Below are 17,996 nucleotides of genomic sequence, written 5' to 3' on the forward strand. Positions count from 1 at the left end.
GAAGGAGACCGAACGATGACCCAGGCCTTCGGTGCCCGCCTCCAGGACGCCATGGCGTCCCACGGCCCGCTGTGCGCCGGCATCGACCCCCACCGGGGCCTCGTCGAGTCGTGGGGTCTGTCCTACGACGTCGCCGGCCTCGAGCGCTTCGCCCTGACCTGCGTCGAGGCGTTCGCCGGCCGGGTCGCCGCGGTCAAGCCGCAGTCCGCCTTCTTCGAGGTCTTCGGCAGCCGTGGCCTGGCCGTGCTCGAGCGCGTGCTGACCGACCTGCACGAGGCCGGGACGCTGACGATCCTCGACGCGAAGCGCGGCGACATCGGCTCGACCATGGGCGCCTACGCCGAGGCCTACCTCGGCCCGGACGCCGTCGCCCCTCCGGACGCGCTCACCGTCAGCCCGTACCTCGGCTACGAGTCGCTCCGCCCCGCGATCGACCTCGCCGAGCAGACGGGGCGCGGGCTCTTCGTCCTCGCCCTGACCTCGAATCCCGAGGGCGCGACCGTCCAGCACGCCGTGCGCGACGGCCGGACCGTCGCTGCGTCCGTCGTCGAGGGCGCGGCGGGTGACAACGCCGCGGCGCGAGGTCGCGGTGAGCTGGGCAGCATCGGGCTCGTCATCGGTGCCACGGTCGGCAGTGCCGTCCACGACCTCGGGCTCGACCTCGTGGGTGCCGCGACGCCGGTGCTCGCCCCGGGCTTCGGTGCCCAGGGCGGCACCGTCGACTCGCTCGCCTCGACCTTCGGCGCGGCCCGCGGCCAGGTGCTCGCGGCATCGAGCCGCGAGATCCTCGCCGCCGGTCCCGACCCGAGCCGGCTCGTCGCCAAGACGAACGAGGTCCGCGACACCCTGCGGGGCTGACCCCGCGTGCACCCCGTCGCATCGTGCAGTCGCGGGACGTCGCCGACGACACGGCATACGGTGTGGTGATGCGAACGACCGCCTTGCGCACGGGCCCTTCGGTGGCCCTCGCGCTGCTCCTCACGGCGACCTCGGTCGCGGCCTGCTCGTCGGGGTCGACCGGCTCCTACTGCGACGCCCTGACGGCCGCCGAGGCGGACTGGAAGGACGCGGGTGCGACGCTCAAGGACCCCGCCGCCGCGTCCCGTTTCGTCGCGACGATCACCCGGATCGAGGCGAGCGCCCCCGAGGAGGTCAAGGCGGACTGGGCCTCGCTGCAGGTCCTCGTCACGAAGTTCACGGTGGCCAAGCCCGACCTCACCGCCCTGACGAAGCAGATGCAGGGCTTCGAGAGCTCCGCCAAGCGGATCGAGACCCATGCCAAGGAGACGTGCGGGATCGACCTCGGCAGCTGAGCGGTCGGTGAACGGCGTCCGTGCACGTCCTGACCTCGGCGGGGAGCGTCCGGACAGGCGCGCCGGCGGGGCCCGCGTTGCGGCGCGCACGGCCGGATCGCTAGGTTCGGCGGAGACAGACACGCGAGACGTGAAGAACGGCAGGGGGCGCAGGGCGCTCCCCGCAGGCAGCGAGGAGACCGAAGACCGTGGCGCTTCCACCGCTCACCCCTGAGCAACGGGCCGCAGCACTCGAGAAGGCTGCAGCCGCACGTCGGGAGCGAGCAGCGGTCAAGAACCGGCTCAAGTACTCCAGCGGCTCCCTCTCCGAGGTCCTCGAGGACGGCAAGGCCGACCCGGTCATCGGCAAGATGAAGGTCACCGAGCTGCTCGAGTCGATGCCCGGCGTCGGACGCGTCCGCGCCAAGGCGATCATGGCCGAGGTCGGCATCGCCGAGTCGCGACGCGTGCGCGGGCTCGGGGCCAACCAGGTCGCAGCCCTGCTCCACCGCTTCGAGAAGCCGTGATGTCGGCTGACCCGACACCGCCCGCGGAGCCCGAGCACGACGCAGCAGCCCCCCGGCGTGGTCGGCTCACGGTGCTCGCCGGCCCCACCGCGGTCGGCAAGGGCACCATCGCGGCCTACGTGCGCACGCACTTCCCGGGCGTCTGGTTCTCCGTCTCGATGACGACCCGCCGCCCGCGCCCGGGCGAGGTCGACGGCGTGCACTACCACTTCGTCGACGACCACGAGTTCGACCGTCTCGTCGAGGCGGGGGAGTTCCTCGAGTACGCCGTGGTCCACGGAGCCGCCAAGTACGGCACGCCGCGGGGCCCCGTCGAGCGCGTCATCCGAGAGGGCCGCGACGCCCTGCTCGAGATCGACCTGCAGGGCGCTCGGCAGGTGCGCGAGACGTGGCCCGAGGCGCTCTTCGTCTTCCTCGCACCGCCGAGCTGGGACGAGCTGGTGCGCCGGCTCGTCGGCCGCGGCACCGAGGACGAGGCCGAGCGCGAGCGTCGCCTCTCCACCGCACGGGGGGAGATGGCGGCCCAGAGCGAGTTCGACGAGGTCATCGTCAACGACGATGTTCGTCGGGCCAGCGAAGAACTCGTATCATTGATGAGATCGGGACGCACCGACCGGTGAGTCCCGACGTGATGTGTGCCAGCCGACGGCATACGACCGCATCGCCGTCGACGTCGCGGCGCGCACCTCAAGCCCGCTGAAACCAACGAAACGAGATCACTGTGTCCGGTACCCAGGCTGCTCCCATCGGCATCACCAACCCGCCGATCGACGACCTCCTGACCGCCGCTGACTCGAAGTACGCGCTCGTCATCTACTCCGCCAAGCGCGCCCGTCAGATCAACGCCTACTACTCCCAGCTGCAGGAGGGCCTGCTCGACTACGTCGGCCCGCTCGTCGAGACCGAGGTCCACGAGAAGCCGCTGTCGATCGCGCTGCGCGAGATCAACGAGGGCCTGCTGACCTCGACGCCCACCGAGGCCTGAGCACCCCGACGGGTCCGGAGCAGCCGATGCGCGTCGTCCTCGGGGTGAGTGGCGGCATCGCCGCCTACAAGGCGTGCTCGCTGCTCCGGCTCTTCACCGAGCACGGGCACGACGTCACGGTCGTGCCCACCGCGGCGGCGCTCCAGTTCGTCGGTGCGCCGACGTGGTCGGCTCTCTCGGGCAAGCCCGTCAGCACCGAGGTGTGGACGGCGGTGCACGAGGTCCCGCACGTTCGCATCGGCCAGTCGGCCGACCTCGTCGTCGTGGCGCCGGCGACCGCCGACCTGCTCGCCAAGGCCGCACACGGCCTGGCCGACGACCTGCTCACCAACACCCTGCTCACCGCCCGGTGCCCGGTCGCCTTCGCGCCGGCCATGCACACGGAGATGTGGGAGCACCCGGCCACGCAGGCCAACGTCGCGACGCTGCGCTCGCGCGGAGCGCACGTCATCGAGCCCGCGGTGGGTCGCCTGACGGGCAAGGATTCCGGCGCCGGCCGGCTCCCCGAGCCCGAGGCGTTGTATGCCGCCTGCCTCGCGATCGTCTCGGGTGACGGTGCCGCGGTGGCGGGGGCGCCGCTGCGCGACCTCGAGGGCCGCCGCGTCGTCGTGTCCGCCGGTGGCACGCGCGAGCCGCTCGACCCGGTGCGCTATCTCGGCAACCGCTCGTCCGGCAAGCAGGGCGTGGCCATCGCGCGCGCCGCCGCCGACCGCGGGGCGAAGGTCACCCTCGTGGCCGCCAACGTCTCGCTCCCGGTGCCCGACGGCATCGACGTCGTGCCGGTCGAGACGACGCTCGAGCTGCAGCGGGCGGTCGAGGAGGCGGCGTCGGACGCCGACGTCGTCGTCATGGCTGCCGCCCCGGCCGACTTCCGGCCGGCGCTCGTGAGCGAGAGCAAGATCAAGAAGTCGTCCGACCCCGACGCCGGGCTGCGGGTCGAGCTCGTCGAGAACCCCGACATCGTCCGCGGGCTCGTCGCGGACCGCGACGCGCGTGGGGCGGCGACGCCGTTCATCGTCAGCTTCGCGGCCGAGACGGGTGACGCCCACGGCAGCGTCATGGACCACGCGCGGGCGAAGTTCGTCCGCAAGGGCAGCGACCTGCAGGTCGTCAACGAGGTCGGCACCGACCTGACCTTCGGCAAGGACGACACGACGGTGCACCTGCTCCGCCGCGGCAGCGACGAGGCGACCACGGTCGGCCCGACCTCCAAGGACGCCGTCGCCGACGCGCTGTGGGACACCATCTCGCCCCTGCTCGACTGAGCACTAGACTCTCGCCCCACACGCGTACCCGCCCGTCACCGCGCGCCCGGCACGCACACCACGAAGCACATCACCACGCACCCGACCGAGGGAGAGCAAGTGTCCGCACGTCTGTTCACGTCCGAGTCCGTCACCGAGGGGCACCCGGACAAGATCTGCGACCAGATCAGCGACTCGATCCTCGACGCGCTCCTCACCGACGACCCGCAGGCCCGCGTCGCGGTCGAGACCATGGTCACGACCGGGCTCGTCCACGTCGCCGGTGAGGTGTCGACGACGGCCTACGTCGAGATCCCGAAGATCGTGCGCGAGACCATCCTCGAGGTCGGCTACGACGGCTCGCAGAAGGGCTTCGACGGGCGCACCTGCGGCGTCTCGATCTCCATCGGCGCGCAGTCGCCCGACATCGCCCAGGGCGTCGACACGGCGCACGAGCACCGCACGGGTGACGTCGACGACCTGCTCGACAAGCAGGGCGCCGGCGACCAGGGCCTGATGTTCGGCTACGCGTGCGACGACACGGCCGAGCTCATGCCGCTGCCGATCCACCTCGCCCACCGCCTCTCGGAGCGCCTGACGCAGGTGCGCAAGAGCGACGAGCTCGCCTACCTGCGCCCCGACGGCAAGACGCAGGTCACCATCGCCTACGAGGGCGACCGGGCCGTCTCGCTCGACACCGTCGTGCTCTCGACCCAGCACGCTCCCGACGTCTCGCTCGAGGGCATGCTCGAGCCCGACATCCTCGCCCACGTCATCGAGCCCGTCCTCGCCGAGCTGCGCGAGAGCGGCACCGACCTCGACGTGTCGAGCTACCGGGCCCTGATCAACCCGACCGGTCGCTTCGAGATCGGTGGCCCGATGGGTGACGCCGGTCTGACCGGACGCAAGATCATCGTCGACACCTACGGCGGCATGGCCCGCCACGGCGGCGGCGCCTTCTCGGGCAAGGACCCGAGCAAGGTCGACCGCTCGGCCGCCTACGCCATGCGCTGGGTCGCCAAGAACGTCGTCGCCGCGGGCCTCGCCCGTCGCTGCGAGGTCCAGGTCGCCTACGCCATCGGCAAGGCGCAGCCGGTCGGCCTCTACATCGAGACCTTCGGCACCGAGACGGTCCCGGTCGACAAGATCCAGCAGGCCATCGGCGACGTCTTCGACCTGCGCCCGGCCGCCATCGTCGACGCGCTCGACCTGCTGCGCCCGATCTACCGCCCGACCGCCGCCTACGGCCACTTCGGCCGCACCAAGGCCGACGGGGTCGAGAACCCGTTCACGTGGGAGCGCACCGACCGCGTCGAGGCCCTGCGCACGGCCGTCTCCGGCTGAGGCTAGATTCGCCCCCGTGGGCGACGACGAGACCAAGCAGCGACCGGCCGGACGGCCGGTCGCTGCCGTCGTGGTGGAGACCCCGCTCGCGCACCTCGACCGCGTCTTCGAGTACGCCGTGCCCGAGGAGCTCGACGCCGACGCCGTGCCCGGTGCGCGCGTGCGGGTGCGCTTCTCCGGCCGCGAGCTCGACGGCTTCGTCGTCGAGCGGCGTGGCCAGCCGCAGCACGACGGCCGCCTGACGCCGCTGCGGCGTGTCGTCAGTCCCGAGCCGGTGCTGACCCCCGAGGTCCTCGCTCTCTGCCGGGCCGTCGCCGACCGGTATGCCGGCACCCTGAGCGACGTCCTGCGCCTCGCGGTCCCCAAGCGCCACGCCACGGCCGAGCGCAACCTCGCGATGGAGTGCCCGCCCCAGGAGGCGCTGGAGGCGCCGGACCCCGGTGCGTGGACGGCCTACCCGGCCGGTCCGGCGTGGCTGCGTCGCGTCGCCTCCGGGGAGGGTCCCGCCGCGGCGTGGGCCGCGCTGCCGGGACGCACGGGAGACGCGGACTGGCCCGCAGCCCTCGCCGTCGCCGTCGCCACGGCGCTGGCCGCGGGCCGGGGCGCGCTCGTCGTCGTGCCCGACCACCGCGACGTCGACCGGCTCGACGCCGCCCTGACCGCCGTGCTCGGCAAGGGGCGCCACGTGCGGCTCACCTCCGACCAGGGCCCGCAGGCGCGCTACACGGCGTGGCTCAAGGTGCTCCGCGGTCACGTCCGGGTCGTCATCGGCACGCGCGCGGCGGCCTTCGCCCCCGTCCGCGACCTCGGCCTCGTCGCGTGGTGGGACGACGGCGACGACCTGCTCGCCGAGCCGCGAGCGCCCTACCACCACGTGGGGGTCGTGCTCGGGCTGAGGGCGTCCGCGACCGGCGCCGCCCTGCTGACCGGAGGGTTCGGGCGAAGCCTGCGCGTCCAGGTCGCCATCGAGGCGGGCGCCCTCGTGCCCGTCGAGGCCGACGCCCCGACCGTTCGCGCCGTCGCTCCCCGCGTCACCATCGCGGGTGAAGGGGTCGACGAGGAGCGCGACGGGCCTGCGGCCCGGGCGCATCTGCCCTCGCGTGCCTGGCGCGTCGCCAAGGACGCCCTCGTCGACGGGCCGGTGCTCGTCCAGGTCCCGCGGCGCGGCTACCTGCCGTCCCTCAGCTGCGCCGAGTGCCGCACGCCGGTGCGGTGCGTCCGATGCCAGGGGCCGGTCGCCCTCGGCGCCGCCGGGACGGCCCCGGCCTGCCGGTGGTGCGGCCTGGCCCTCAGCGGCCACGGCTTCGAGTGCGGACACTGCGGCTCGCGTCGCCTGCGTTCCTCGATCACGGGCGCCCGGCGCACGGCGGAGGAGATCGGGCGCGCCTTCCCGGGCTTCCCCGTCCACACGTCGGGCTCCGGGGAGGTGCTCTCCGCCGTCGGGAGCGAGCCCGCCCTCGTCATCGCGACGCCGGGAGCCGAGCCCGTCGCCGACGGCGGCTACACCGCCGTGCTGCTGCTCGACGCGTGGGCGAGCCTCGACCTGCCCGTGCTCGACGCGCCCCTCGAGGCCGTCCGACGGTGGATGGCCGCTGCGGCGCTGGCCCGCGAGGGGCGTGCCGTGGTGCTGAGCGGCGCCCCGGAAGCCGTGGCCCTGCCGGCCGTCGAGGCGCTCGTGCGGTGGGACCCCGCCTGGCTCGCGGCCCGCGAGCTGGCGGAGCGGCGTGAGCTCGGCCTTCCGCCGGCCGTGCGCGTGGCCCAGCTGACCGGTGGCCGTCGCCCGCTCGAGGAGGCGCTCGGGCAGGCCGACCTGCCCGACGTCGCCCAGGTGCTCGGCCCGGTCCGGCTCTCGCACGCGGGTGCCCCTCCCCGGCGCGCGCCGGCCGACGGGGAGCCCGAGCGTGCGGTCGCCGACCACCACGTGCTCGTCCGCGTGCCGGCCTCCGAGACCGAGTCGCTGACCCGGGCCCTGCTGGCGCTGAAGGCCTTCCGTTCGGCACGCAAGGAGACGGACGTCGTGGCCGTGCGGGTCGACCCGCTCGACACGTTCTGATCCGCCGTCGCGTCTCGGTGGCGTCTCGGCGGCGTCTCGGTGGCGTCACGGGCACGACGCCGTGACAGAGTGACGACATGCCCGAACGCGAGCTCGACATCGTCCTGTACGGCGCCACCGGCTTCGTCGGGGCGCTGACCGCCGCCCACCTCGCCGCCCACGCAGGGCCCCACGTCCGGATCGCTCTGGCGGGCAGGTCGCGTCCCAAGCTCGAGGCGCTGCGCATCGAGCTCGGCCGGGCCGCGGCGTCCTGGGAGCTCGTGGCCGTGGACGCGACGGACGCTCCCGCCCTCCGCGAGCTCGCCGGTCGCACACGCGTGCTCGCCACGACCGTCGGCCCGTACGCGACGTACGGCAAGGAGGTGGCCCGGGCCTGCGCCGAGTCGGGGACGCACTACGCCGACCTCACCGGCGAGGTACTCTTCGTGCGGTGGTCCCTCGACGAGCTCGACGCCCGGGCCCGCGAGACCGGCGCCGCCATCGTGCACGCGTGCGGTTTCGACTCCATCCCCTCCGACCTCGGCGTCCTGACGACGGCCCAGCGCGCGGCCGCGGACGGCGAGGGCACGCTCACCGAGACGACGCTGCTCGTCCGGTCCCTGAAGGGTGGCTTCTCCGGCGGCACCATCGACTCCGCCCGACAGCAGGCCATCACGGCCCGTGCGGACGCCGGCGCCCGCCGCGTGCTCGGCGACTCGTACGCGTTGAGCCCCCGGCGCGCCGAGGAGCCCTCGTCAGGGCGCCGCGTGTCCACCGGCGTCCTCGGCCGCCTGCGCCGGCTCGTGCCCGTCGACCGCGACCCGTCGACCGGACGGTGGTCGGGGCCCTTCGTCATGGCGTCGTTCAACACCCGGATCGTGCGACTGTCGAACACCCTGACCGACTGGTCCTACGGTCGCGACCTGCGCTACCGCGAGGCGACCGACTTCGGCTCCGGCCCCATGTCGCCGGTCCTCGCCGGCGGGATGGCGGTCGGGCTGGGCGGCGTCGTCGCCGGCATGGCGTTCCGCCCGACGCGGGCCGTCATCGACCGCTTCCTGCCCAAGCCCGGCGAGGGCCCCAGTCCAGAGGCACAGGCCGCCGGGCGCTTCCGCCTCGAGATCCGCGCCACGACGACGACGGGCGCGCGCTACCGCACTCGGGTCGGCGCCGACTACGACCCCGGCTACGGCGGCACGGCGGTCATGCTGGGTCAGACCGCCCTCGCCCTGGCGCTCGACGAGGGACTGCCGCGTCGGTCCGGCGTCTGCACGCCCGCCACGGCCCTCGGCGAGGTCCTCGTCGAGCGTCTGCGGACCCAGGGCTTCACCTTCGACGTCGAACGCGACGACCGACCCACCGACTGAGCAGCCACCACCACCACCGACAGGAGGCACCACATGGGACGCATCGAGGTCCACGAGTTCATCTCGCTCGACGGGGTGTACGAGAGCCCGAGCTGGACGGCCGAGTTCCCCTTCGACCCGAAGATGGGCGAGGCGATCGCGCGCCTCACCGGTCCGGGCTCCGAGCTGCTCCTCGGGCGCCGGACGTACGAGATGTTCGCGCCCGCCTGGTCGGCCCGCAGTGACGACGACGACCCCGGCGCGTCCTTCTTCAACGGGGCGCGCAAGAACGTCGTCTCCTCGACGCTGCGTGATCCCGAGTGGAACAACTCCCGAGTCCTCGGCACGTACGACGCGGAGGCGATCCGCGCCCTGCGGGACGAGGTGGACGGATCGCTCTACGTCAGCGGCAGCGGCACGCTCGTCCGGGCCATGCTGCGGGACGGGCTCGTCGACGGTCTTCACCTCTTCGTCTTCCCCGTCGTGCTCGGCGCGGGGGAGCGGCTCTTCACCGACGAGGCCGTGTCGGGGCTGCGCCTGCTCGAGACCGAGGCCTACGACAGCGGCGTCGTGCACCTCGCCTACGGCCAGGGCTGACGGGCTCCCGACTTGGGCGGCACGACCTCCAAAGGAATGCTTGACGGTTGACCCGGCCGGACGGCATACTCCCAAACATGTCTTTGGAGGAAGAGCGGATCAGCGAGCTCCGCGCCACGGCCCACCCGCTGCGACTGCAGATGCTCTCGCTGCTGACCGGCGCCGAGCTGAGCGCCGCCGAGGTCGCGCGCGAGCTCGACGTCACGCAGGCCAACGCCAGCTACCACCTGCGCCTGCTGCTCGCCGCGGGCCTGCTCGAGGTCGCGGGGGAGGAGACGGTGCGCGGAGGTAGGGCCAAGAAGTACCGCCACCCCTGGGACGCGCCGGTCGTGCGCCGCCCGCAGGACACGCGCGACGAGGACCGGCTCGCCCACGCGCGGGTGCTCGCCGACATGATCCCCCGGCGTCTCCTCGAGCTCGCTCCCGGCACGCCGAGCCGTTTCACCGACGCCGAGCTGTGGGTCGAGGAGGAGGTCTGGGACAAGGTCACGGCCCTCGTCGACGAGGCGAGCGCCCTGATGCACGCCTCGGCGCGCCCGCCGCGGACCGAGGGCACCGTGCGGGCAGCCCTGTCCGTCGCTGCCTTCAGGCTCCGGGACGCGAAGGAGGCGTCATGAAGGTCCAGGCGTCGCTCGGGGTGCTGTCCGACCGCCGCTTCGCGTGGTACTTCACGGCCCGCACCGTCTCGACCGCAGGCTCGGTCATGGTGCCCGTGGCCCTCGCGTTCGCCGTGCTGCACATCGACCAGTCGGCGACGGCCCTCGCACAGGTGCTCGGCGTGCGGACCCTGACGATGGTCGTCTTCCTCCTCGTCGGAGGCGTCATCGCCGACCGCTTCTCGCGGATCGTCGTGCTCCAGGTGTCGCACGTGCTCACGTGCCTGACCCAGGCGCTCGCGGCGTACCTCATCATCAGCGGCGACGCGACGCTGACGCAGCTGACCGTCCTCGAGGGCGTCAACGGCGCGGTCTCGGCGTTCACGATGCCCGCGATGATGGGCATCGTCCCGCTCGTCGTCGACCGGTCGCGGCTCCAGCAGGCCAACGCGCTGCTGTCGTTCAGCCGGAGCGGCCTGTCCATCATCGGACCCGCGGTCGCCGGCCTGCTCGTCGTCGGGGTCGGACCCGGATGGGCGCTCGCCGTCGACGCCCTGACCTACGCCGTCGCCATCGTCTGCCTGACGCGCGTCGGGCTGCCCCGGCGGTCCCAGGAGGAAGGGCGGGCGCACCACTCGATGGTGCGCGAGCTGCGGGAGGGGTGGAGCGAGTTCACCCGGCGCGAGTGGCTCTGGGTCATCGTGCTCGCCTTCGGGCTGACCAACGCCATCCACGCCGGAGTCCTCGGCGTCCTCGGCCCGCTCATCGCGAGCTCGACCGCCTCCATCGGAGAGGCGGGCTGGGGCCTCGTGCTCAGCGCCGAGGCGATCGGCACCGTCCTGATGACCCTCGTCATGCTGCGGCTGCAGCTGCGGCGACCGCTGCGCGCCGGGATGCTCGCCATCTGCGTGCTCGCCGTCCCGATGGTGCTCCTCGGCGTCGCACCCGCGATCGTGCCCGTCGCCATCGGGTTCTTCCTCGCCGGCGCGGCCGTGGAGGTCTTCGGCGTCGGGTGGAGCACGGCCCTGCACGAGCACGTCCCCGTCTCGGTGCTCTCGCGGGTGTCGAGCTACGACGCGCTGGGGTCGTTCGTCGCCATCCCCATCGGGACGTTCCTCTACGGTTGGCTCGCGACGACGGTCGATACGGAGGTGCTGATGCTCGTCAGCGCCGGGGTCTACGTCGTCATCTCCCTCTCCGCGCTGCTGTCGCGATCGGTGCGTGAGCTGGGGCGCACGAGCGTAGACCCGGCCGTGGCCGGATCCGCGGGTGGCGCCGAGGCCCGCGACGCGACCCGCGACGTGACCGGCGCAGCGGCCGGCGCCGAGGCCGACGAGCCGTCGCGGTCCTAGACTGGCGGCGCCCCACGCCTTCCCGACCCCTGGAGACCTGTGTCGATCAAGGACATCCGACTCTTCGGTGACCCGGTCCTGCGGACCGCCGCCGCCGAGGTCACCGACTTCGACAAGCAGCTGCGCGTGCTCGTCAAGGACCTCGAGGACACGATGCTCGACGCCCCCGGCGCCGGCCTCGCGGCCCCACAGATCGGTGTCGGCCTCCGCGTCTTCACCTACTGGGTCGACGGCGTGCTCGGCCACCTCGTCAACCCCGTCCTCGACCTCTCCGACGACGAGCAGGACGGGCCCGAGGGGTGCCTCTCGATCCCCGGCCTGGCGTTCGACACCAAGCGTGCCCTGTCGGTCGTGGCCAAGGGACAGAACATGTGGGGCGAACCCGTCGTGCTCGAGGGCACGCAGCTGCTCGCCCGCTGCGTCCAGCACGAGACCGACCACCTCGACGGCATCCTCTTCCTCGACCGGCTCGACCCCGAGGCGCGCCGTGAGGCGATGCGGGCCATCCGTGCGGCGGAGTGGTTCGCCGAGGACCCGCCCGAGGTGCGGATCAGCCCCCACTCGACCTTCGGCCGGGCGATGTGACATGAGAGTCGTCTTCGCAGGCACCCCCGAGGCGGCGGTGCCGAGCCTCGATGCCATCGCGTCCTCGGGCCACGAGCTCGTCGGCGTCGTCACCCGACCCGACGCCCCCTCGGGCCGCGGGCGGCGGCTCGAGGCCTCGCCCGTCCGTCGTCGGGCCGAGCAGCTCGGGCTGCCGGTGCTCACCCCCGCGCGCGTCAAGGACCCCGACTTCATGGACGCCCTCACGGCGCTCGCTCCCGATGCGTGCCCGGTCGTGGCCTACGGCAACCTCATCCCACCCGACGCGCTCGCCATCCCGCGTCTCGGCTGGATCAACCTGCACTTCTCGCTCCTGCCCGCCTGGCGTGGAGCGGCACCGGTCCAGCACGCGATCATGGCGGGCGACGAGGTGACCGGTGCGTCGACGTTCGTCATCGAGCGCGGTCTCGACACCGGCCCGGTCCTCGGGGTCATGACCGAGACGATCCGGCCCACCGACACCGCCGGCGACCTGCTGGGTCGACTGTCGACCGCCGGGGCCGGCCTGCTCGTCGCCACCCTGGACGGGCTCGAGTCCGGCGACCTCGTCGCCGTACCGCAGCCGAGCGAGGGCGTCTCGCTCGCGCCGAAGATCGAGGTCGAGGACGCCCGCATCGTGTGGACGCGTCCGGCGACCGCGGTCGACCGGCTCGTGCGCGGCTGCACGCCGGCCCCCGGGGCCTGGACGACCTTCCGCGGCGAGCGACTCAAGGTCTGGCCCGTGAGCCTCGCGGACGCCGGCGAGGTCCCCGGCTCCGAGGCGCTCGAGGCGCTCGAGGCGCTCGAGGCGCTCGGGGCGCTCGAGGCCGGCAGGCTCCTCGTGACGAAGAAGGCCGTCTACGTCGGCACGGGCACCGGCCCGGTCCGTCTGGGCACGGTGCAGGCGCACGGCAAGAAGCCGATGGCGGCCGCCGACTGGGCCCGAGGCACGCGCATCGAGGCTGGGGAAGGGGTCGGCGATGAGTGACGAGCCACGCGGCGGCGGTCGACCGGGCGACGGGCGACGCGGAGACCGCCAGCGGCCGCAGGCGCGTGAGCGCTCCGCCGGGCACCGCTCGGAGCAGCGGCCGTCGGAGCGGGCCCGGCGCACGGACGCGCCGAGGCTCGCCGCCTACACCGCGATGCGTGACGTCGCCGACGGCGCCTATGCCAACCTCACGCTGCCGAAGCTGCTGCGCGACAAGCGGATCGCCGGACGAGACGCCGGCTTCGCCACCGAGCTCGTCTACGGGGCGACGCGCCTCTCCGGTCTCTACGACGCGATCATCGCGTCCGCCGCGGGTCGGCCCGTCGACAGGATCGACGCCAACGTGCTCGACACCCTGCGGCTCGGTGCGCACCAGCTGCTCGGGATGCGCGTGCCCAGCCACGCGGCCGTCGACGAGACCGTCGCGCTGGCCCGGCAGGTCAACGGGGCCGGGGCGGCCGGCTTCGTCAACGCCGTCATGCGGCGCATCAGCGAGCGCGAGCCGGACGAGTGGATCGACGTGGTCACGCGGGACGTCGTCGATCCCATCGAGCGCCTCGCGCTGCGCACGTCGCACCCCGTGTGGATCGCCAAGGCGCTCCGAGCCGCCCTCATCGGGCACGGCGCCGCAGGTCCGAACGACGTCGAGGAGTCGCTGACGGCGCTGCTCGAGAGCGACAACGCTGCCGCCAAGGTGTCTCTCGTCGCGCGACCCGGTCTCGCATCGCTCGACGAGCTCGAGGACGCCGGCGCGGAGCGCTCCGGGCTCAGCCCCGTCGGGGCGACGCTGCCGGAGGGTGACCCGGGAGCCATCTCGGCCGTGCGCGACGGACGGGCAGCGGTCCAGGACGAGGGCTCGCAGCTGCTCGTCCTCGCCCTCGCGGCCGCCGACACCGAGGGTGAGGCCGCCGAGCACGAGCGGTGGCTCGACCTCTGCGCGGGCCCGGGCGGCAAGGCGGGGCTGCTCGCAGCCCTTGCCATCGAGCGACGGATCCCCTTCGTGGCCAACGAGATCAGCGAGCACCGTGCCGACCTCGTGTGGCAGACCCTGGCGGCGGCCCGGGCCGAGGCACGCGAGCTGGACACGAGCCTCAAGGTCCGACACGGGGACGGGCGGGAGCTCGGCGAGCTCGAGCCGGGCGCCTTCAGCCGCGTCCTCATCGACGCCCCGTGCACGGGCCTCGGAGCACTGCGACGCCGCCCCGAGGCGCGGTGGAGGCGCAGCCCCGGCGACGTGGCGGCCCTGGCCGGGCTGCAGCGCGAGCTGCTCGAGTCCGCCCTCGCGGCCACCACGCCCGGGGGACTCGTCGGCTACGCGACGTGCAGCCCGCACCTCAACGAGACGCGCTTCGTCGTCACCGACGTCCTCAAGCGACGCGGCGACGTCGAGCTGGTCGACGCGCGTCCGCTCTTCGTCGATGCCTCCGGGCGCGAGCTGCCGGGTCTCGGCGACGGGCCGTACGTCCAGCTCTGGCCGCACGTCCACGGCACCGACGCCATGTTCTTCGCCCTGCTGCGCAAGCGGTAGGGCCGAAAAGCGCTCGCACGCGGGACCGCGCGGTGGGCAGGGTGGGGCCGTGACGGCATACGCGACCGACGACCTCGAGCCCACCCCCTTCGACGAGAGGGTGGCGCCGACGTACGACGCGGGGTCGGCCCACATGTTCGAGCCGGCCGTCCTCGGCCCGACCGTCGACGTGCTCCATGCCCTCGCCGGGGAGGGCCCGGCCCTCGAGCTCGCGATCGGCACCGGGCGGGTCGCGCTGCCCCTCGCAGGGCGCGGCGTCGAGGTGCACGGCGTCGACGTCTCGGAGGCGATGGTCGCCGAGCTGAGACGCAAGCCGGGTGGTGACCGGTTGGCGGTGACGATCGGTGACATGGCGACCACCCGGGTGGGCAGTGGCTACCGCCTCGCGTACCTCGTCTACAACACGATCACGAACCTGCTGACCCAGGACGACCAGGTCGAGTGCTTCCGCACCGTCGCCGGGCAGCTCGCTCCGGGAGGGTGCTTCGTCGTCGAGGTCTTCGTGCCGCAGCTGCGCCGGATGCCGCCCGGGCAGACCGCCGTGCCCTTTCACGTCGGCAGGCGCCACGCCGGCTTCGACACCGTCGACGTCGTGTCCCAGCTGTCGGTCTCGCACCACTACGTCCGGGAGGGCCGGCAGGACGCCCAGGGGCGGGAGCTGGCGAGGTATGCCGCCTCGGCGCACCGCTACGTGTGGCCGTCGGAGCTCGACCTCATGGCGCGCCTGGCGGGCCTGACCCTGACGCACCGCTGGGCGGACTGGGACCGCAGTGCCTTCACGGCTGAGTCGGAGTCGCACGTCTCGGTGTGGGCCAAGGGCGGTGCCTGACTCCGGCCACGCGCCCCTAGGCTGTGCGCGTGCAGATCTCACCGAGCATCCTGTCCGCCGACTTCGCCAACCTCGAGGCGGAGCTCGGGCGCATCTCGAACGCCGACTGGGCGCACGTCGACGTCATGGACGCCCACTTCGTGCCGAACCTCACCCTCGGGCTGCCCGTCGTCGAGGCGCTGCTCGCGGTGAGCCCGATCCCCATCGACGCACACCTCATGATCGAGGACCCCGACCGCTGGGCGCCGGCCTACGCCGAGGCGGGGTGCCAGTCGGTGACCTTCCACGTCGAGGCGGCACGCGAGCCCCGCGAGCTGGCGCGGACCCTGCGGGCCGCGGGTGCCCGAGCGTCGATGGCGCTCAAGCCCGGGACGGCGTTCGCGCCCTACGAGGACCTGCTGCCAGACCTCGACATGGTGCTCGTCATGACGGTCGAACCGGGCTTCGGCGGGCAGTCCTTCATGGCCGACCAGATGCCCAAGGTCCGCCAGGTGCGCGAGGCCGTGCGCCGCCACGGCGGCGAGATCTGGATCCAGGTCGACGGCGGCGTCAGCGCCGACACGATCGAGCAGTGCGCCGAGGCGGGCGCCGACGTGTTCGTCGCCGGCTCAGCGGTGTACGGCGCCGAGGACGCGGCGGTCGCCGTCGACGAGCTCCGCGCCCTGGCTCTCACGCACCGGCACTGACCCGACGGCGTCCGACCGTCACGGAGGGCGCGGGCGCGCGGGACCGGTCAGCGGTCCCGGGACGGATGCCCGCTCAACCCAGGAAGTCGCGAGCCCCGAGGATCTCCCGGTGGGTGGACGCGTACCAGTGACGCAGCTCGGCGTCGACGCGCGCGCCGTGCTCGGGATCGACCGGCACGGTCCCGGGGACCACGGGAAGTGCCTCGATCAGCGCCGCTCGACAGCCGTTCGGGGGATGTGTCGCCCAGAGGTCGCTCCCACGGCGGGACGCCTGGCGCCGCACGAGCAGCTGGTCCTGGAGGGCGGCCTGGCGACGTTCGGCGAGGGTGACCCAGTCGGTCGGGGCCTTCGTGACGACGTCGTGCACGAGTGCCTTGACGAGGTCGTCGAGGAAGGTGAGCCGGTCCAGCGCGGCGATCGTGGCCGTCGAGCCCGCTGCCTCGCGCGACGCCAGATCGGCGGCGTACTCGGCCCTGCGGTGATCCGGGGCCGCGACGGCGTCGATGGCGAGCTGGACCGACGCGAAGATCGTGTTGACCGCCGCTAGCAGGAGACGGAACAGCATCGTCGCGAAGGAGTCGTCGTCGGCGCGGTCGAGCCGGTCGCCCAGTCTGCGCCACGGGTTGTGCCCGCCGGTCCAGTCGACGGCACTCGCGAAGATCGCCGTGGCGGGCCGGGTCAGGGTTGCGCGCAGGGGGTCCCGGTTGTTGAGGTGGCCGAGCTCGTGCGCGAGCACGGCGACGCGCATCTCCGGGGTGAGGAGCAGCCACAGTGGGATGCCGATGACGAGGACCGAGCGGCCCCGGACGCCGACTCGCGTCACCGCCATGTTCACCTCGTCGGCGAGCAGGACGAGGACGTCGGGCTCCGAGGTGCCCACGGCGGAGGCCACCTCCCGGATCAGGCCGCGGAGGGCGGGTGCCTGGTCCGCCGGGACCTTCTTCAGACTCCGTGGGAGGCGTCCGAACCGGGGTCTCGTCCAGATGCCGAGCAGGACGAGACCGACCGATGCGAAGAACTTCGCCGGCGGGACCCAGTCGGTCCGGGACCAGACGAGCACGACACCGACGAAGCACGCGAGCGAGACGATCGTGATGAGGGCAGAGACGGCCATGAGCGCCGTCTCGCCGCTTCGTCTGAGAGCAGCCGACGACGGGTCGACGACGAGCTGCGAGCGCAGCTCGTCGTCGAGGTGGAAGGCCCGTCGGTAGCCCCACCGACTGAGCCATCGGGTGCCGCGCCACGGTGCGGTCGACGGGTCGTACGTGTCGAGGCCGAACTCGCACCCCGGACACCAGGGAACATCGGATCCGGCTGCGGCGACCGTGGCGGTCGAGCACTGCGGGCAGCGCTCTCCCACGGTCGCGGTGGCGGCTCTGGTCACGGACGCAGCCTAGGGTGCGCTGACCTGCTTCGGGCGAACGGAGAGCTGCCACTTGCGCGCCCGCGGACTCCCCGGCTCGGGAAGTCCGCGGGCCGCCGGCGGGTGTGGAGCGTGCGGGCCGACGGGTGCGGGCCGCCGGGTGCGCCCGACGGGTGCGGCCCGACGGGTGCGGCGACGCGCCCGTCGAGGCGGTCAGTCGACCTTGGGCCGTGACTTGAACCGGCGGACCTCATGGGGCCAGCCGCAGGCCTCGGCGATCTTCCCGGCCCACATCGTGGCGGTCTCGTCGTCGGGCACGTCCACGATGGCGAAACCGCCGAGGAACTCCTTCGTCTCGACGTAGGGACCGTCGGTGATCATCACCTGGCCGCTCGTCGGGTCGGCGTGGTAGACGGGTCCGTCCTCCTCCTCGAGACCCCCGGCGAAGACGTACACGCCGGCCGCCTTCATCTCGTCGACGGCCGCCATCGCGAGCGGTCCGCGACCGCGGAACCACTCCTCGGAGTGGTCGCCGACCCACTGCTGGTTGAAGTAGAGGAGGTACTCGGCCACGACGGGCTCCTTCTGTCCGGGCGGACCCTGTTGTCCGCGTCATGCCTACTACACGAACGGGGACCGGTGATTTCGACACGGGTGTCGATCTCTCTTCTTCCGCGCTCGACGTCGTCTGCGCCCCACGGCAGC

General features: G+C 73.2%; 19 protein-coding genes. 17 read left to right on the plus strand and 2 right to left on the minus strand.

Translation table 11 applies throughout. The features are described from left to right. The first annotated feature begins 15 nt into the window (after window positions 1–15). From pyrF to rpe, 17 genes are all read left to right on the plus strand, one after another. Window positions 16–858 carry an orotidine-5'-phosphate decarboxylase gene (pyrF, locus tag H283_RS0113175; RefSeq protein ID WP_020143990.1) on the plus strand — a complete coding sequence of 281 codons (843 nt, stop codon included), beginning with the start codon at window positions 16–18 and terminating at the stop codon, window positions 856–858. Between the two features lie 68 nt (window positions 859–926). Next, complete coding sequence (locus tag H283_RS0113180) at window positions 927–1,313, plus strand: hypothetical protein (protein ID WP_156023189.1); 387 nt, start codon at window positions 927–929, stop codon at window positions 1,311–1,313. 188 nt (window positions 1,314–1,501) lie between these two features. Further along, entirely contained in the window at window positions 1,502–1,819 is a 318-nt protein-coding gene (mihF, locus tag H283_RS0113185) for an integration host factor, actinobacterial type (RefSeq protein ID WP_020143992.1), read from the plus strand. Beyond that, the gene (gene gmk, locus H283_RS0113190) at window positions 1,819–2,439 is read left to right on the plus strand and encodes a guanylate kinase (RefSeq protein ID WP_020143993.1); all 621 of its coding nucleotides are present in this window, start codon (window positions 1,819–1,821) and stop codon (window positions 2,437–2,439) included. The genes mihF and gmk overlap by 1 nt, the downstream gene beginning before the upstream one ends. A gap of 101 nt (window positions 2,440–2,540) precedes the next feature. Next, complete coding sequence (rpoZ, locus tag H283_RS0113195) at window positions 2,541–2,804, plus strand: DNA-directed RNA polymerase subunit omega (RefSeq protein WP_020143994.1); 264 nt, start codon at window positions 2,541–2,543, stop codon at window positions 2,802–2,804. 26 nt (window positions 2,805–2,830) lie between these two features. Further along, entirely contained in the window at window positions 2,831–4,069 is a 1,239-nt protein-coding gene (gene coaBC, locus H283_RS0113200; RefSeq protein ID WP_020143995.1) for a bifunctional phosphopantothenoylcysteine decarboxylase/phosphopantothenate--cysteine ligase CoaBC, read from the plus strand. Window positions 4,070–4,168: 99 nt separating this feature from the next. Beyond that, window positions 4,169–5,392, plus strand: a complete 1,224-nt coding sequence (metK, locus tag H283_RS0113205) for a methionine adenosyltransferase (RefSeq protein WP_020143996.1) — start codon at window positions 4,169–4,171, stop codon at window positions 5,390–5,392. A gap of 16 nt (window positions 5,393–5,408) precedes the next feature. Then, window positions 5,409–7,445, plus strand: coding sequence for a primosomal protein N' (locus H283_RS0113210; RefSeq protein ID WP_020143997.1), 2,037 nt, complete (start codon window positions 5,409–5,411; stop codon window positions 7,443–7,445). A gap of 77 nt (window positions 7,446–7,522) precedes the next feature. Further along, on the plus strand, window positions 7,523–8,791 hold the full coding sequence (locus H283_RS0113215; RefSeq protein ID WP_020143998.1) for a trans-acting enoyl reductase family protein: 1,269 nt from the start codon (window positions 7,523–7,525) through the stop codon (window positions 8,789–8,791). Between the two features lie 33 nt (window positions 8,792–8,824). Beyond that, window positions 8,825–9,367 (plus strand): dihydrofolate reductase family protein, encoded by a 543-nt coding sequence (locus H283_RS0113220; protein WP_020143999.1) that lies wholly within the window; start codon window positions 8,825–8,827, stop codon window positions 9,365–9,367. 77 nt (window positions 9,368–9,444) lie between these two features. Further along, on the plus strand, window positions 9,445–9,984 hold the full coding sequence (locus H283_RS0113225; RefSeq protein WP_028785572.1) for a helix-turn-helix domain-containing protein: 540 nt from the start codon (window positions 9,445–9,447) through the stop codon (window positions 9,982–9,984). Then, window positions 9,981–11,315, plus strand: a complete 1,335-nt coding sequence (locus H283_RS0113230) for an MFS transporter (RefSeq protein WP_020144001.1) — start codon at window positions 9,981–9,983, stop codon at window positions 11,313–11,315. Before H283_RS0113225 ends, H283_RS0113230 begins: the two co-directional genes overlap by 4 nt. Before the next feature lie 39 nt (window positions 11,316–11,354). Further along, window positions 11,355–11,900 (plus strand): peptide deformylase, encoded by a 546-nt coding sequence (def, locus tag H283_RS0113235; RefSeq protein WP_020144002.1) that lies wholly within the window; start codon window positions 11,355–11,357, stop codon window positions 11,898–11,900. Between the two features lies 1 nt (window position 11,901). Continuing rightward, on the plus strand, window positions 11,902–12,885 hold the full coding sequence (gene fmt, locus H283_RS0113240) for a methionyl-tRNA formyltransferase (protein ID WP_020144003.1): 984 nt from the start codon (window positions 11,902–11,904) through the stop codon (window positions 12,883–12,885). Then, a complete protein-coding gene (locus H283_RS0113245) occupies window positions 12,878–14,413 on the plus strand; it encodes an RsmB/NOP family class I SAM-dependent RNA methyltransferase (RefSeq protein WP_020144004.1) in 1,536 nt (511 codons plus the stop codon). Before fmt ends, H283_RS0113245 begins: the two co-directional genes overlap by 8 nt. A 49-nt stretch (window positions 14,414–14,462) precedes the next feature. Next, the gene (locus tag H283_RS0113250; RefSeq protein WP_020144005.1) at window positions 14,463–15,242 is read left to right on the plus strand and encodes a class I SAM-dependent methyltransferase; all 780 of its coding nucleotides are present in this window, start codon (window positions 14,463–14,465) and stop codon (window positions 15,240–15,242) included. A gap of 29 nt (window positions 15,243–15,271) precedes the next feature. After that, window positions 15,272–15,928, plus strand: a complete 657-nt coding sequence (gene rpe, locus H283_RS0113255; protein WP_043649535.1) for a ribulose-phosphate 3-epimerase — start codon at window positions 15,272–15,274, stop codon at window positions 15,926–15,928. Window positions 15,929–16,001: 73 nt separating this feature from the next. Here rpe and H283_RS0113260 read toward each other — a convergent pair whose 3' ends face one another. Both H283_RS0113260 and H283_RS0113265 read right to left on the minus strand, forming a co-directional pair. Next, window positions 16,002–17,312 carry a M48 family metallopeptidase gene (locus H283_RS0113260; protein ID WP_020144007.1) on the minus strand — a complete coding sequence of 437 codons (1,311 nt, stop codon included), beginning with the start codon at window positions 17,310–17,312 and terminating at the stop codon, window positions 16,002–16,004. 192 nt (window positions 17,313–17,504) lie between these two features. Continuing rightward, window positions 17,505–17,864 (minus strand): YciI family protein, encoded by a 360-nt coding sequence (locus H283_RS0113265; RefSeq protein ID WP_020144008.1) that lies wholly within the window; start codon window positions 17,862–17,864, stop codon window positions 17,505–17,507. Window positions 17,865–17,996: the final 132 nt, after the last annotated feature.

Source organism: Terracoccus sp. 273MFTsu3.1 (assembly GCF_000383675.1).
Lineage (GTDB): Bacteria > Actinomycetota > Actinomycetes > Actinomycetales > Dermatophilaceae > Terrabacter.

What these genes read in the sequence shown, in the direction of transcription:
- pyrF (WP_020143990.1), top strand. Translation starts at nt 16, where the DNA reads ATGACCCAGGCCTTCGGTGCCCGCCTCCAGGACGCCATGGCGTCCCAC.
- H283_RS0113180 (WP_156023189.1), top strand. Translation starts at nt 927, where the DNA reads ATGCGAACGACCGCCTTGCGCACGGGCCCTTCGGTGGCCCTCGCGCTG.
- gmk (WP_020143993.1), top strand. Translation starts at nt 1,819, where the DNA reads ATGTCGGCTGACCCGACACCGCCCGCGGAGCCCGAGCACGACGCAGCA.
- coaBC (WP_020143995.1), top strand. Translation starts at nt 2,831, where the DNA reads ATGCGCGTCGTCCTCGGGGTGAGTGGCGGCATCGCCGCCTACAAGGCG.
- H283_RS0113215 (WP_020143998.1), top strand. Translation starts at nt 7,523, where the DNA reads ATGCCCGAACGCGAGCTCGACATCGTCCTGTACGGCGCCACCGGCTTC.
- H283_RS0113220 (WP_020143999.1), top strand. Translation starts at nt 8,825, where the DNA reads ATGGGACGCATCGAGGTCCACGAGTTCATCTCGCTCGACGGGGTGTAC.
- H283_RS0113225 (WP_028785572.1), top strand. Translation starts at nt 9,445, where the DNA reads ATGTCTTTGGAGGAAGAGCGGATCAGCGAGCTCCGCGCCACGGCCCAC.
- H283_RS0113230 (WP_020144001.1), top strand. Translation starts at nt 9,981, where the DNA reads ATGAAGGTCCAGGCGTCGCTCGGGGTGCTGTCCGACCGCCGCTTCGCG.
- fmt (WP_020144003.1), top strand. Translation starts at nt 11,902, where the DNA reads ATGAGAGTCGTCTTCGCAGGCACCCCCGAGGCGGCGGTGCCGAGCCTC.
- H283_RS0113245 (WP_020144004.1), top strand. Translation starts at nt 12,878, where the DNA reads ATGAGTGACGAGCCACGCGGCGGCGGTCGACCGGGCGACGGGCGACGC.